This window comes from Clostridium saccharoperbutylacetonicum N1-4(HMT) (assembly GCF_000340885.1).
GTDB lineage: Bacteria > Bacillota > Clostridia > Clostridiales > Clostridiaceae > Clostridium > Clostridium saccharoperbutylacetonicum.
In genome coordinates this window covers 2,898,296-2,913,008 of the sequence record NC_020291.1, presented here as the reverse complement: position 1 = coordinate 2,913,008, position 14,713 = coordinate 2,898,296, and the positions used below count along the sequence as shown (strand labels likewise).

Here is a 14,713-nt window from a genome sequence, read left to right as displayed (position 1 = left end):
CTCCTTAATTTATTTCCTGTACATCCAGTCTGAATAATACTCATAAGTATCACATTTCATTTCATCCAATTCTTCCTTTTGCTCTTCTGAATACCAGGTAAAGTTTTTAATTTCTATTGCTTCTGCCTTACACATGCCCTCATTATAGTTAACGCATGTTTTAGCTCCACATTTAACTAACACTTGAAATCCTCCCTTCATTTTCTAGATAGTCTTTAATTTATTGTATTTTAACTATTCCTCTAGGTACCAAATACCATTCTTAATTATTTCTTGAATATCTTCTTGTGAACAATGATAACCCAATGCATACATGAGATAATTTAATGGCATGTATTCACCCTTTTTAAATTCAAGTTTATATACAAAACAAAGATCACTTAATCTCCTTATTTCTTTAACATACTCATGTTCAACTTTACATCGTTTATTAGAGTTAACTACTTCCATAAAGCTTACTGGCTTTTGAATTGGAATAAATTTTATATTGCTAAATAGAAAATCAAATACTTTTAGGGGAGGTCCATTAATCCAATCTAAATATTTGTCGCTGTCATTTTCTTTTAAAATCATATTACTAATTGCTCTACCTTTATTATCATAGTTAACTTCAAACTCTGTCCCTATAGGCATTTTCATAGCCTCGATTATATTTAATTGCTTCAATTTGATTTCCTCCAATCATGTGTTATAATTTAATTGATTATTTAACGTTGCTATCTTGGACTACTTTGGTCGGTGTCCTTGGTAGCTTCTTTTTTATACTTGTCTATCTCTTCCTGCAGAATTTCTCCAAAGGTAATACTTTTATCCTCGATTTTTCAACTCTTTTTAGAATTCCTTTTGCTTTAGCTTGATTATCTGCAATATATGCAATTGCTTCTATCCTACCCATGCTGATACCTCAATATCACGCAAGCACACATTATGCAAATATTTATATAAGTGATTGGACTTGTCCTTTTACCAAAGCTGATACGATTGAATTTAATATCTTGATCTGTTGCTTTTAGAATATCTTTGAATTGCTCCTCTGTTACATTTTCCTTTAACCAACTTAGAAACTTCAAAACCATTTTCATTCCTCCTTTTTCTTTTTATTCATATTTATGGTAAAATATTGTTGAAAGGGGGTGCTTTTATGAATTTAAAACCTGTTTCATCTAGTCGAATGAATGCAGTCGGTTGGGAAAACAATACAATGTTTATAAAATTCAAAGATGGTTCTGTTTATGCGTATATGAATGTATCAGAATCACACTACATTGATTTTATTAATTCTCCATCCCTAGGCTCTGCTTTGGCTAGATTTGATAAAATTCATCCTTATCATAGAGTTTAATCTCTTAGTGATGGCTAAATACTACTTAGTCATCACTTCTCATTGGACAACCTATTTCATCTCTAACCAATTTAATATGATTATCTGTAATAACTACTGTACAATGTGGATCCCAATTATTTTTTAAATACTCTGTTACTGGTTTACATAGTTCTTGTAATTTTTCTATTTCTTTATTTTCCATTTATCATTTCCTCCTATACTCCATATTTAATTGCTATCTCTTTGGTTATAGCTAAAAAACATTCTAAAACCTTCTTATCTTCGCCTATAACATCTAACTTAGACAACTTATCTCTTTTTGATTTGCAAACTCCCTCTTCTGCCATTCTTCTACGTTTATTTGTAAGTCTTATTTCTAATTGGCATCCTGCTCTTTTTTCTAAATTAGTATAAATTTCTTTGTATACGTCATTTATAAATTGGTTTCCACCAATCTTGTGTGCTATCTTTACTATTAGATTTTTGGAATCTTTCTTCCAATCAGTTGAATTAAGAGATACTACTTCTTTAATTCCCTCTATCTTATCTTTAGTTTCTTGTATTCCAACTCTTACAGCTTGTACTTCTCCTTTTAATGCTTTCATTTCCTGCAAACTAGATATAAGTACATCTTCAATACACGTTGGTTTTTCTTCTTTTGGATTAAAATAGTTTTCTTCTAATGCTTCATATACTTCCCAGGCTTCATCTGTATCAAGAATTTTTGCATGTCTTGCTGCTCCTCGGTCTGTCCATAAAATTAATTCACTAGCAAATTTAAGGTTACCTTCTAAATGAAGGTTAGCTTTAAATTCTTTTAATTCATCACCAGTTAACCTGTAGTAATGCTTCCCTTCAGTGAATCTTTCCTCATTTCTTTTGTAATTTTGTTGAATTATTTTATCTTCTGTCCCAAATTCTTCGGCTAAAACCTTAGTTGTCATAATACGTTGTTGCTTAAATTCTAATGGTATTAATTTACTCATTTAGCTTGTCCTCCTTATATTTATTTCAATTTCAAAAATTAAATTATGTTGACTCTTAACTTAAGGCTTTTCAGCCTATTCTTCTTTAGTCTTCGTTAAGTAATTCTTCTAGTGCTTTTTTTACTACTTTTTTTCCGTATTTTCTTATGTGATAGTCGATTAATAAATTATAGTAATTCATTAATGATTCTTTACTTGGAGAGCCATTGCAAGTTACCGTGATATTATCATAATTAATTCTTTTAGTCATGATATCCATTTCCTTAATAAGATTATTAAAATAGTATGATACTGTGAGTTTTTATACTTTACAAGTTTCTGTGTTCTCTTGAAATTTTATCTAACCATGAATCTAATTGAGACTTGTTAATAATTACTTTGCTTCCATTTTTAAAGTATGGGAAATCACTATTCGGTTTATTGATAAGTTCTCTAATTTTATCTTTATTTACTTTAATATACTGAGCACATTCTACAACTGTCATAGTAGCTCTTGAATTATCTTTTATTCTTTCTAAAATTTGCTTTAATAATTCTTCCATGAAAATATATCTCCTTAAAATAAATTTATGGAAATAGTATTTGCATATTGTAAGTTTTTATACTTTATAATCCTCTATGCTCTTGCGTTATTTTCTCCATCCAATTATCTAAAGCTGCTTTATCTATTAACGCTCTTGCGCCAACTTTAAAAAACGGAAAATCAGTATTAGGTTTATTAATAAGTTCTCTTATTTTAACTTGTCCGATTCCTGAATAATTTGCTGCTTCTGCAATCGTAAAAGTTATTTTTTTAGGTCTTTCTGATTTTAAAGTTTCTAATATTTCTATTAATATTTCTTCCATATATCCTCCTCTAACCAATAATATTTAAATCTTTAAATATTTCATCAGTAGTACACTTATAAGTATCTGCAATTCTTTTTATTAACTGGGGTGATGGACTTGTCCATCCTTGCTCCAATTTATAGAATGTACTTTGTGTTATTCTAAGTGAGTCAATTGCATCTTTAGCTTCAATTCCTAGATTTAACCTTCTTAATCTTATTGGTGTAATTTTCATCTGTTTCACTTCCTTTTGGTTCATTTAATTATTGAGTGATTTTATTGTTTTGTTGGGTGATTTATTTATCTTGGTGTAGCTTTATTATGTCATAATTACCGACAATTTTAAAGTTCTATTTTATCATAAATCATGACAAAAATCAAAGATAAATCACTCATTCTCAAATTTTCTTTCATTATCTCAAATTCCCTATTGATTTTGTCATTAATTATGATAAAATTGTCATAGAGGTGAAATTATTGTGTTAGGTGATAAAATAAAAAAACTTAGAAAACAGAAAGGATTAACTCAACAAGAACTTTCTGAGATTATTGGTATTAGTCGTTCTACTATAGGTATGGTTGAGAAAAATTTACAAGGTACTGGCAATGAAACTCTAAAGAAATTAGCAGATTTTTTTGATGTAACTATTGATTATTTATTATCAGAAAATGAAAATAATGATTCTATAAAGCTAGAAGCTGATGAAGCACACCATTCAAATATTAACGGAATTAAATTAAACAAAAAGGATATGAGAGATATAGAAAAGACGGTTGAAGCTACTATATCAGAATTAGAAAAACAAGATAGTTTAATGCTATCAGGTAATCCAGTTGATGATGCTGACTGGGAATTAATAAAGAGCGCTATCAGAAACGGCATTGAATATGCAAAAAGAATTAATAAAGATAAATACGCTTCAATAAAACATAAGAAATAGCACTCAGATGAAGTAAAAAATGTCAAGCAAACTGAACGTAATACCTATTATAATATTAAAAATATGTTTTAATATAGATTTTTATATTTTTTACATATAAACAAACATTGAGGAAAGGATGATTTTATGGCAAATAAAACTAACTATACTATGAATGGAAAAGAATACTTTAGAATCTCTGCAAGTTTTGGTAGAGATTCCAACGGAAAACTTATAAGAAAGTTTTTCTATGGTAAAAATGAAAAAGAAGCTAAGCAAAAATTAGAGGAATATAAAAGGAGTGTGGATAATGGTTTAGTTGTCGACAAAAAATTATTTTTATATCCAATAATGCATGAGTGGCTCTTTGAAATAGTTTCAAATAATATTAAGGCTTCAACATTAGATAGATATGAAGATTTATTTAGAAACTATATAAAGCCTGCTCCATTTGCATATAAAGTTATAAAAGATATTCAGGCTATTGATATACAAAAGTATTATAACGAATTATATAAAAGTGGAAAATCTTATAGCCGTATTAACAGAGTTAATAAAATTTTAAAATATTTTCTTAATTTTGCTATTAATGAAGGTTACACTCTTAGAAATCCTTGCTTAAAAGTAACTATTCCAGGATCTAAAGAAGTAATTAAGAATGAAGTTGAAACATTCTCTAATGAAGAGTTAACTAAAATTCTAAATTCAAACGAAGAATATTTAATAAAATCCATATCAATAATTGCATTTTCTACTGGAATGAGAGTAGGTGAAATACTAGGACTTAGTGAAAATGATATAGATATCGAAAATAATAGAATTAATATAAACCAAATAGTTGCATGCTATACTGAAATAGATGGTGATACCCGAAAAAAAGTAAAAGTTCTTCAAACCCCTAAAACTAAAAATTCAATAAGATCAATACCTCTTCCTAATTCTATTATTTCTATATTGGCTGCAGCAAAAACAGAAAAACTAAAAAATAAATTAAAAGCTGGATCTAGTTATAATAAAAAATATGATGATTTATATTTTTTGACAGAGAACGGAAACTTATTATATCCAACTAATATAACTAAGAGTTGGAAAGCCTTTTTGAATAGATTAGATATACCTTATAAGAAGTTTCACGCCCTTAGACATACTTATGCCACAATGCAGTTCGAGGCAAGAACACCTTTAAAAACAGTTTCTAAATTATTAGGACATTCAAAAGTAGATATAACAGCTAACACATATACACATGTGTTAAAGAAAGAAGAGGAAAAAGCAATTGATATTATTAGTGTGTTAAAAATGTGTTAATAATAAAAATAGCAAATTTTTCACAAACAATAACACTGCTAATACCAATGTTATTCCTTATAATTTAAATTTAGCACTACCATATTAGCCGTCTCCTCATCCCTAATTTCACCTATCATAATCACATCAGGATCTTGTCTTAATATACTTCTAAGTCCATTTGAAAAATCTATATTAAGCTTTTTATTTAAACTCATTTGATTAATATTAGGAAGGAGAATTTCCACGGGATCTTCCAGAGTGGTTATATTTAATGATTTTGAGTCTAATTCCTTTAATATTGTGTAGAGAGTAGAACTTTTTCCTGAACCAGTTGGGCCACAGGCTAAAATTAATCCATTCTTAATTGATATTATTTTTCTAATAAGTTTAACATTATCTTCTGTGAAGCCTAAATCTTCAAGTTTATAAGCAAAATTATCACAATACAAGATTCTTATAACTATTTTCTCTCCATATACTACTGGTATTGAAGATATTCTTAAGTCGTATTTCAGATTGTTATAAGTTACAACTATCTTTCCATCCTGAGGCTTTCGTTTTTCAGTTATGTCCATATTGGCTTTTACCTTTATTTTAGATACCAGCACAGCATATTCTTTATGCTCAATTTTATGAACCAACACTAAAGTTCCATTAATTCTATAACGTACAAAAACGCAATTTTTTTGAGGCTCCAAATGTATATCACTAGCCTTATCTTTTATTGCATTCCATATTAATACATCTTCTAAATCTTTATCCTCTTCGCCAAAAATAATATCTTTTAAATTCTCATAATTATTTTCTTCAATTTCTTTAATGATAATATTTTTGTTATATATAAATTTTAAATATTCCTGTGCTTCTTCTGTTTTTCTATAAGCTAAAACTATAACCTCACTTATATTTTCTTTTATAGGTATAACCTTATACTTTTCACAGATTTCCTTTTTTAAGTTTCTTGCAGTTTTTAAGTCAACATCATCAATTCTATATTCTTTGATATGTCCTTCACCTCCCTAAATACAAATTTACAATTATATCCAAATTCTAGACCAAATTTTGATGACTTATACACTGCTTTAGAATATTTTTTAATAACACTTGCACAAAAAAAAATCAAGATTATTAGAATTCATCTTGATTTTTTATTACTTAAAGATATATATTCATTTTTTACTATAGAAATTTGATTCAATAACTCTTGTAGTTCTATATTATTAAATTTACCTTATCAAAATATAGCAAAGCAAACTTTAGTACATTTAAATCATTAAATTAAAATGGTGGATAATATAAATTTTTTTATTTTGATCAACTTTTGTTTTCACATAAAATTAACATTCTGACTTAGTGATTATGCCAATCATCGAATTTATAATTTGGTAATATCTCTGCATAAGCTGCACATATAATCATTCCATCTCCAACATTACTTGAGCACTGAAATATTAAAATATCACCATTTAATACTAATATATCTGGATATATTGTTGAAATAAGCTTATCTATATCTATCATAGGAAAATACTTTAAACAAACTTCTCTCGCCAACATGACACTTTTGCCTGGCTCATATTCTGTATCAATCAGCTCAAAAATATTATCAGGTACTTCACTATAAATTAACTCTATTAATTCTTCCTGATTATTTGAAGAATTATTAGGCATTTTTTCTGGGATTATAAATGACGTTAAACTACCATCAGCCTCTTCCCAAAATGGGAAATCACAATCAACAAAGTCCATAATAATGAATTTTAAAAATCTATCTTCAATCACAGCTAAATTATTAATAACTTCTTTTTGCTTTTCTTCATAAAATACTCCGAGTTTTTCTAGTTTTTCATTTTCGTTCATATCCGTTCTAATAATTTTTGATAATCTAGAAAATCTATTTTGGTAATATTTGCTTTCTTTCTCTTCACAACCAAAATCCACATCATTATCTAATGGTGCAAACTCATTCATATCAAATTCAATTTTTTCACTTGGATATTTACCAAGCGAACCTAAATCAAATTCTCCTAGAAAACGTAATTCTCCATTTTTGTCTCTTTCAATTTTAAACATTATTATCCTCCCCCTAATATAAGCATGTGAGTAAATTATATCATCTTTACTATTTATTTTTGAATAAAAAGCAAAAATTGATTAGTTTCCAATATACCATTTATTTACTTAATTATAACATATACTCACTTCACAATCCTTAAAACAACAAAATACCATAAATTCATTTTAAAATTTATGGTACTTCAATATTTAAGCTAAGTCACTATTTGCAGATAATTTAAGAGCTTTAACTTGTGCAGCGTTTTTACTTTTTAATAACCTTAAAGTCATATAACCACCAAAGATTATTGTATATGTACTCAATCTTAACCAATCTAATTCTTTTTCATTTAACAATACTAATAAAATATGTACATAGGCCAATATATAAAATAAATATGCCCATCGCTGCAGCTTCTTCCAACGCATTCCTTTCATTTCATATCTTATCTTTTTTATTGATGTTATAAATAAAGGTATCATTATTATAAAGCCTATAATTCCAACTGCTATATAACTAAAATACAATAAAGGAAATGAACCTTCACTCATAATCTTTGGAAGTTTTAGTATTAGAAAACGAGCAAAATATATTATTCCATGAGGTAACAAAATAATTGATCCCAAAATAGCTAGTTCTGCTCTTATGCTCAATAATTTTTTGGTTATTGACCATCTTGTATTTAACGCTCCTGCATACATTACTAGAATAAAAAATGATATTGATATAAAACCTCTCATTGAGGCTTTTTCAAGAGTAAGAAGAATTCCATCAAGTTTAGCATTTGAGGTTATTCTCAGAATTTCATAGATAGCTGTCGTTATCGAGATAACTGCTGCAATAGAATAGAAAATATAATTGCTTTTTCTAATGGCTCCCGTGTAAAAAAGTGCTAAGAATGTTACTAAAATAAATGTTACAATAAAAATCATCTTTGTACTCCTTAAAAATATAATTGATATTGATTATCACTCACAATTATATTTTATCAACTAAGTTTCGTCAAGAGTTATTATTATTTGGTTAGTAATAAAGAAACTTAAATTAATTCTGAATACAAAAAAGAAACACTCAAGTAAATATCAATAAAACATTGATATTTACTTGAGTGCTTAGTTATTTAGGATTAACTATTTTAATTTATATATTCTAAAAAAACATAATCCGTTGAATTTTTAGATATAGCACTTATACTCCCATCTTTCGTATAAGTATAAATTTGTTCCTGTGCCGTCTCTCCCCCGTTAGAGCCAACAAATAAGACATTTCCATTTTCATCTATTCTTAGTCCTTTTTCAATTTTGACTCTAGTTGGAAAATCATAAACTAATCTCTTTACAGTATTATTCTTTATCTCATACAAAGAATTTATATTATTTGAACCTTTTCCAGTAAAATAATAAGTATCATCTTTTTTAACTATATCCGATAAATCATCTATTCCATCAGATAAAAACTTAACTTCCTTTGTCTTTTTATCTATCATAAGCAACTGCCTTTTATTTTCCAAAGTTAATTGTAAAAACACAACATTATTATCTGTTCCTTTTAAAAAGGCTAAATAGCCTTCTTTTATTTTATACAATAGTTCTTCTTTGTCATCTTTAATATTATAGGTAAATAATCCATTAACTCCGTCATCACTAACTCCGTAATATACTAAAGTATCACTATCATACCAATCCGATAATACACCAGATATTGAAACTTTTGATTTAATTTCTATAGGTTTATATCCATCAGTACTAAACACTTTTAATTTTAAACCATTATCATCAATAAAATAAGAAATGTATTCTCCACCTTTAGATAACTCAAGGTTACTATAATTTAAATCTTTAATTTCAGCTTTTTGATTTCCATGAACAATATAATTTTTTCCACCTTCTGAGCTAACATAAATGGAGCTATTTTTGTCATATGTTGATACAGTATAATTACTTTTCATTTGCTCGTACTTTCCATTTATATAATTATACAGTTTATAACTACCTTCTTCATTTTTTAATACAGCCCCCATATTTAACTTAATATCCTCTGCTACATTAATAGACTCTTCTTTTTTGGGAGATGAGCATCCAAATGCAAACAGAGGCAGTACAATCAAAACTAAGACCCCTAAAAACACTCTTCTTAATAATTTCATTTCTTATTCCCTCATTAATTATTTCTATATCGTAATCTTTCCCTGAAATACAACTTCAGCTGGACCTTTCATATGTACATCGTCACCTAAAACTTCTATAACTAGCTCTCCACCTGGTGCTTTCACAAAAATTTCTTCAATATTATCTACAAGACCAAATTTCTTAGCTACAACTACAGATGCACTACAACCAGTACCACAAGCAAGGGTAGCTCCAGCACCTCTTTCCCATGTATCTACTCTTATATGCGTCTTATCAATTATTTTAACAAAGTTTATATTACTACCTTCTTTAAACATAGGTAATTTTTCTAATTTCGAACCATCAGCTATAACATCATATTCCTCATTTTCCTGAAAAATAATCGTATGAGGAACACCCATTAATACTGTTGTCATCTTATAAGTTTTGCCATCTACAGTAATTTCTTTTCCAATAAGATTTTCCATATTAACTAAAGGTATATCCGCTCCTGCATAAGATGGTTTTCCCATATATACACGTACATATTTAACTTTATCTTTTTCTAAAATTATTTCAATTTCCTTTACTCCATCACCAGTTTCTACTGAGAATTTCAAGTCTTTAACTATTTTATGCTCATATACATATTTTCCAAAACATCTTATTGCGTTACCACACATGCTTGCCCTTGAACCATCAGCATTTATTATAACCATTTTAGCATTAGCTAAATCTGATTTTCTTACAATTACAAGTCCATCTGCACCAATTCCAAAATGTCTATCGCAAACTTTTTTTGCAAGTTCACATTCCTCTTGAATTTCATTATTAAAATCTTCAATAAATACAAAGTCATTTCCTATTCCCTGCATTTTATAAAAATCCATTTCTATTCCCCCAATCAATTGTTTTTTTCCAATTTATGTAAAATAAAATTAATTAACTTTTTTGTTTATACATTAATAATATCACAATTTTAAATTATAACTTATTTCTTATAATTTCTGTATACCTTTTTTAATATTTTTTCTTAAATTTTTCTTATATTTTGCTATTTTTAAGATTGATACCATGATTTTTGCTAAAATTTGATAATCCTTAAGCATTAATGTTATACTATTCTTAGTTACAAAAGAAAGGATGACATAAGATGGCACTAGATGGTATATACTTATATAGTTTAATTAATGATTTAAAGAACTCCATTGTGAATTCAAAAATAGATAAAATAAACCAACCTGAAAAAGATGAAATAATTTTAACTTTAAGAAAAGATCGTAAAAATTTGAAACTTTTGATTTCTGCGTCTTCTAGATTTGCGAGGATTCATTTAACAAATACAGTTAAGGAAAATCCGATAAAAGCACCTATGTATTTAATGGTTCTTAGAAAATATATTTTAGGTGGCAGAATCACAAATCTTATTCAAAAAGATTCTGATAGAATTATAATCATGGAAATTGAAAATAGAGATGAACTTGGATTTGATAGTATTTATTCCCTTATTATCGAAATTATGGGACGTCACTCCAATATAACTTTAGTTAGAAATAGAGATAACAAAGTAATGGAATCTATAAAACACATTACTGCTGATATAAATAGTTATAGAGTATTATATCCAGGTGTTAATTTTGTATATCCTCCAAGCTCTAACAAACTTAATCCATTTTCAACTACCTACGAAGAATTAAATTCTTACGTAGTAAATAATTCTATCCCTTTTGATGATAATTTTTATTCTAACTGTTTTACAGGAATTAGTAAACTACTATCTAAGGATTTATATTATAACCTTATAAAAAGTAATACTACTCCTGCTACTAATGAAATCTATGAAGATTTCAAAAACTTTATTGATAATTTAGATAATAATATTTCATATAACATATATTCGAATAGTTTAGGAATAGTTAAAGACTTTTATTCACTTAAATTAAATTCTTTAGGAAGTGATTTCTTACTCAAATCTTATGATGACCCTAATACTTTAATGGAAGATTTTTTTGTAAGCAAAGATAAACAAGATAGACTTCAAAATAAATCTACTGATTTACAAAAACTTATTCATACAAATATTGAAAGATGCAATAAGAAATCTAAGATCCTAAATGAAACGCTCATTGAATGCTCTGAAAAAGAAAGTTTAAAAATCAAAGGAGATCTCTTAACTTCTTATATATATACTATAAAAAAAGGTGATGAAGAATGTACTTTACTTAATTTTTATAACGAAGAGGAAGAAGAGTATATGAAAATAGCGCTAGATAAGACAAAAACTCCTTCTGAAAATGTTCAGCGTTATTATAAAAAGTATAATAAACTTAAAACCTCTGAAGAATACGCAAAAGCTCAACTTGAGAAAAACTTACAGGAAATAGCTTATTTAAATTCTGTGCTTACAAACATTCTAAATGCTGAAAGTTATAGTGAAATTGATGAGATAAAAAATGAATTAGTCGAAACAGGATATATTCGCTTTAGAAAAAATAATAAAAATGCAAAACAAGCAAAAACTTCAAAACCTCATCATTTTGTTTCAAGTGATGGAATTGATATCTATGTAGGAAAGAACAACTTACAAAATGATTATTTGAGTTTAAAATTTGCAAATAAAAATCATCTTTGGCTTCATGCAAAAGACATCCCTGGTTCACATGTTATCGTATGTGCCTTTGATGTACCTGATAGCACTTTAGAGGAAGCTGCTATAATTGCTGGTTATTATAGTAAAGGTAAAGATTCAGCAAAATTACCTATTGATTATACAAAAGTTAAGGAATTAAAAAAGCCTAATGGCGCAAAACCTGGTATGGTTATTTATCATACAAATTGGACCTTATTTATTAACCCAAGTGATTTTAATAATAAGTTTAAAGTTTAATAAAGAGAAGTATCAACTTCCGTTTATGTAAGTTGATACTTCTTTTTTAAATGAATAAATCAAATTTTCTCCAGGCTTCTTCTAGCAATTCTACATTGCTAGTAAAACAATCTTTTCTTTCCTTCTCAATAGATGTAATTAATGCGTTAATTAAACTTATTGGTGCTGCAAAAGATTCAATTTCAGTAGAACCTTTACTCATTGCAGTTAATGTAACATCTGAATAAGGAACAAGTGGAGACAACATATTATCAGTAATTGCTATGGTAGCAACTCCCCTGCTTTTTAAATGAGCAACTATCTCAACTGTACTTCTGGCATACTTCTCAAAACTGATTCCTATAATAACTTCTTCTCCACTAAAGCCATTTATTTGTTTAGGTATTTGTTCAATATTTTCTATTAAATTAACACTATTAAACATAAAATCTAAATAATATTTTAAAAATGATCCAAGCACTGACGCACTTCTCCTCGCAACTATGTATATTTTTTTAGCATTTAATAGTAAGTTTACTGCCTTTTTCAACTCATATAAATCTAACTCTTCCATAGTCAATTTGATATTATTTAAATCTTCTTCAAATATATCATAAACTTCTTTTTCATCATCAGAATTTTCATTTGAATCATTTTTTAAACGCTCATTTTTTGATACTTGCTGCTGCATAGATTGTTGAGTATCCTTTAGAAATTCAGGATATCCTTTATATCCTAGAAAGATTACAAATCTCGTAACAGTTGCAATACTAACTCCAGATAGCTTAGCTAATTTTTCTACAGTTAAAAAAGGTGTGCTGTTTGGATTTGATAAAATATATTTTGCTATTTTTTCTTGAGCTCTACTCATATTTGGTATTTTCTCTGCCATCCTTTGATATACCTCTGCCATTATTTGAACTCCTTCCTTAATATTTATTTTAATAAAATATACATCTCTATAAAATCTTCTTGATTATAATTAGATGCGCAAAAAAGGCACTAACAACTTCTTATTGTTAGCGCCTTTGCTACCATATTTTACTTACACTAATTTTATCACTGGTATAAAATTTTGTAAATATATTTACACTACTTCCTATACAAACTAATATAAATAACTTTTTAACCCCATCAGCTTAATTTAATTAACTATTTATCGAGTTAATTTTAATTTATTAACTTATTGATTAAAATATCACCTTGATTTTTAATTTTAATATTATCAAAATATTGATAATAATAACATTTTATTTTACCATTATATAGTTTTCTGTTCTTAGTAGACTTTACTCCAACTACTTTTTCAAAAGGCTCAAAAGATGTTAATATATTAAAATCCCAATCTTCTAATCTCTTTTTCATATTTCCCATATGTTTATAAAGCGTGTTTAACATTTCTGTTTGTCCGATTCTTTCCCCATATGGTGGGTTAGAAATTATAAAACCATACTTTTTAGAAGTTGAAAAATCCATAAAATTTCGTTTTTGAAATTCAATGTATTTATCTACTCCTGCCTTTTGGGCATTTTCCATAGCAACTTTAATAACTCTATAATCTATATCATAGCCAATTAGTTTTATATCATTCTTCTTCTCAGACTTCCTAGCACCATCTCTTACTATATTAAATTCATTTCCACTCATAGATGGCCAAGTTTCACATACAAAACTTCTATTTACTCCTGGTGCAATATTTTGAGCTATCATAGCAGCTTCTATCAATATTGTTCCTGAGCCACAAAATGGGTCAATAAGTGAAAAATTTTCATTCCATCTAGAAATTAAAATCATAGATGCTGCTAAAGTTTCTTTTAGTGGAGCAATACCAGCAAGTTCTCTATAACCTCTTTTGTGTAAACCTGGTCCTGTTGTATCTATAGTCAAAGTTACTATATCTTTCAAAATTGCAACTTCAATTTTATAAACTGGTCCACTTTCACTAAAGGTCTCAATCCCATAGCTTTCACTCATGCTTTTTATTATAGCTTTTTTTACAATAGATTGGCAGTCTGGAACACTATGTAAAGTTGATTTAATACTTTTACCAACTACATGCATAACACCATCTATTGGAATTAACTTGCTCCAATCGACTTTTTTAGTTCCTTGAAATAATTCTTCAAAAGACTTAGCTTCAAACTCCGCCATTTTTATAAGTACTCTATCTGCTGTTCTCAAATGAATATTGCAAATTGCTATATCCATTTCATCACCTTCAAAAGTAACTTTTCCATTTTCAATTTTTAAATCTTCATAGCCTAGTGCTTTTAGTTCTTTTGCTGTTATACTTTCTATTCCAAAAGTACTGGTTGCAATTAAATCATACATTATA

The 14,713-nt window shown here is 27.6% G+C and carries 20 protein-coding genes and 1 pseudogene; 4 read left to right on the top strand and 17 right to left on the bottom strand.

All coding sequences use genetic code 11. The features are described 5' to 3' along the window. Positions 1–9 precede the first annotated feature (9 nt). From CSPA_RS29150 to CSPA_RS12985, 4 genes are all read right to left on the bottom strand, one after another. Positions 10–183, bottom strand: coding sequence for a DUF1540 domain-containing protein (locus CSPA_RS29150; RefSeq protein WP_015392746.1), 174 nt, complete (start codon positions 181–183; stop codon positions 10–12). A 51-nt stretch (positions 184–234) separates the two neighbouring features. Then, the gene (locus tag CSPA_RS12990; RefSeq protein ID WP_015392745.1) at positions 235–666 is read right to left on the bottom strand and encodes a hypothetical protein; all 432 of its coding nucleotides are present in this window, start codon (positions 664–666) and stop codon (positions 235–237) included. Positions 667–769: 103 nt separating this feature from the next. Further along, the gene (locus tag CSPA_RS30770) at positions 770–895 is read right to left on the bottom strand and encodes a hypothetical protein (RefSeq protein ID WP_017810645.1); all 126 of its coding nucleotides are present in this window, start codon (positions 893–895) and stop codon (positions 770–772) included. Continuing rightward, positions 888–1,076, bottom strand: coding sequence for a hypothetical protein (locus tag CSPA_RS12985; RefSeq protein ID WP_015392744.1), 189 nt, complete (start codon positions 1,074–1,076; stop codon positions 888–890). The genes CSPA_RS30770 and CSPA_RS12985 overlap by 8 nt, the downstream gene beginning before the upstream one ends. A 65-nt stretch (positions 1,077–1,141) precedes the next feature. On the opposite strand from CSPA_RS12985, the gene CSPA_RS12980 reads away from it, so the two are divergent. Further along, positions 1,142–1,342, top strand: coding sequence for a KTSC domain-containing protein (locus CSPA_RS12980; RefSeq protein ID WP_015392743.1), 201 nt, complete (start codon positions 1,142–1,144; stop codon positions 1,340–1,342). A 25-nt stretch (positions 1,343–1,367) separates the two neighbouring features. Here the strand turns inward: CSPA_RS12980 and CSPA_RS30115 are convergent, their stop codons facing one another. From CSPA_RS30115 to CSPA_RS12960, 6 genes are all read right to left on the bottom strand, one after another. Continuing rightward, complete coding sequence (locus CSPA_RS30115) at positions 1,368–1,526, bottom strand: hypothetical protein (RefSeq protein WP_015392742.1); 159 nt, start codon at positions 1,524–1,526, stop codon at positions 1,368–1,370. A gap of 13 nt (positions 1,527–1,539) precedes the next feature. Next, positions 1,540–2,310, bottom strand: coding sequence for an ORF6N domain-containing protein (locus CSPA_RS12975; protein ID WP_015392741.1), 771 nt, complete (start codon positions 2,308–2,310; stop codon positions 1,540–1,542). An 85-nt stretch (positions 2,311–2,395) separates the two neighbouring features. Then, positions 2,396–2,560 (bottom strand): hypothetical protein, encoded by a 165-nt coding sequence (locus CSPA_RS30110; RefSeq protein WP_015392740.1) that lies wholly within the window; start codon positions 2,558–2,560, stop codon positions 2,396–2,398. 58 nt (positions 2,561–2,618) lie between these two features. Continuing rightward, complete coding sequence (locus CSPA_RS12970) at positions 2,619–2,852, bottom strand: excisionase family DNA-binding protein (protein ID WP_015392739.1); 234 nt, start codon at positions 2,850–2,852, stop codon at positions 2,619–2,621. 64 nt (positions 2,853–2,916) lie between these two features. Further along, positions 2,917–3,156: an excisionase family DNA-binding protein gene (locus CSPA_RS12965; RefSeq protein ID WP_015392738.1), complete on the bottom strand. Its 240-nt coding sequence runs from the start codon at positions 3,154–3,156 to the stop codon at positions 2,917–2,919. 10 nt (positions 3,157–3,166) lie between these two features. Beyond that, on the bottom strand, positions 3,167–3,373 hold the full coding sequence (locus tag CSPA_RS12960; protein ID WP_015392737.1) for a helix-turn-helix domain-containing protein: 207 nt from the start codon (positions 3,371–3,373) through the stop codon (positions 3,167–3,169). Positions 3,374–3,617: 244 nt separating this feature from the next. On the opposite strand from CSPA_RS12960, the gene CSPA_RS12955 reads away from it, so the two are divergent. Both CSPA_RS12955 and CSPA_RS12950 read left to right on the top strand, forming a co-directional pair. Beyond that, on the top strand, positions 3,618–4,079 hold the full coding sequence (locus CSPA_RS12955) for a helix-turn-helix domain-containing protein (protein WP_015392736.1): 462 nt from the start codon (positions 3,618–3,620) through the stop codon (positions 4,077–4,079). A gap of 126 nt (positions 4,080–4,205) precedes the next feature. Continuing rightward, entirely contained in the window at positions 4,206–5,366 is a 1,161-nt protein-coding gene (locus CSPA_RS12950; RefSeq protein ID WP_015392735.1) for a tyrosine-type recombinase/integrase, read from the top strand. A gap of 74 nt (positions 5,367–5,440) precedes the next feature. Here the strand turns inward: CSPA_RS12950 and CSPA_RS12945 are convergent. The 5 genes and pseudogenes from CSPA_RS12945 to dapF form a co-directional block, all read right to left on the bottom strand. Then, positions 5,441–6,352, bottom strand: a pseudogene (locus tag CSPA_RS12945) (GspE/PulE family protein); the annotation flags it as partial. Positions 6,353–6,698: 346 nt separating this feature from the next. Further along, positions 6,699–7,421, bottom strand: a complete 723-nt coding sequence (locus CSPA_RS12940; protein WP_015392733.1) for a hypothetical protein — start codon at positions 7,419–7,421, stop codon at positions 6,699–6,701. A gap of 192 nt (positions 7,422–7,613) precedes the next feature. Beyond that, complete coding sequence (locus CSPA_RS12935; protein WP_015392732.1) at positions 7,614–8,336, bottom strand: ferric reductase-like transmembrane domain-containing protein; 723 nt, start codon at positions 8,334–8,336, stop codon at positions 7,614–7,616. Between the two features lie 203 nt (positions 8,337–8,539). After that, complete coding sequence (locus CSPA_RS12930) at positions 8,540–9,550, bottom strand: hypothetical protein (RefSeq protein ID WP_015392731.1); 1,011 nt, start codon at positions 9,548–9,550, stop codon at positions 8,540–8,542. Between the two features lie 24 nt (positions 9,551–9,574). Continuing rightward, positions 9,575–10,402, bottom strand: coding sequence for a diaminopimelate epimerase (gene dapF, locus CSPA_RS12925; protein WP_015392730.1), 828 nt, complete (start codon positions 10,400–10,402; stop codon positions 9,575–9,577). 263 nt (positions 10,403–10,665) lie between these two features. Between dapF and CSPA_RS12920 the strand changes: the two genes are divergently transcribed. After that, entirely contained in the window at positions 10,666–12,399 is a 1,734-nt protein-coding gene (locus CSPA_RS12920; RefSeq protein ID WP_015392729.1) for an Rqc2 family fibronectin-binding protein, read from the top strand. 46 nt (positions 12,400–12,445) lie between these two features. Here the strand turns inward: CSPA_RS12920 and CSPA_RS12915 are convergent, their stop codons facing one another. Together CSPA_RS12915 and CSPA_RS12910 are read right to left on the bottom strand one after the other, a co-directional pair. Then, complete coding sequence (locus tag CSPA_RS12915) at positions 12,446–13,291, bottom strand: MurR/RpiR family transcriptional regulator (RefSeq protein WP_015392728.1); 846 nt, start codon at positions 13,289–13,291, stop codon at positions 12,446–12,448. Positions 13,292–13,548: 257 nt separating this feature from the next. After that, complete coding sequence (locus CSPA_RS12910) at positions 13,549–14,709, bottom strand: THUMP domain-containing class I SAM-dependent RNA methyltransferase (protein WP_015392727.1); 1,161 nt, start codon at positions 14,707–14,709, stop codon at positions 13,549–13,551. Positions 14,710–14,713 lie beyond the last annotated feature (4 nt).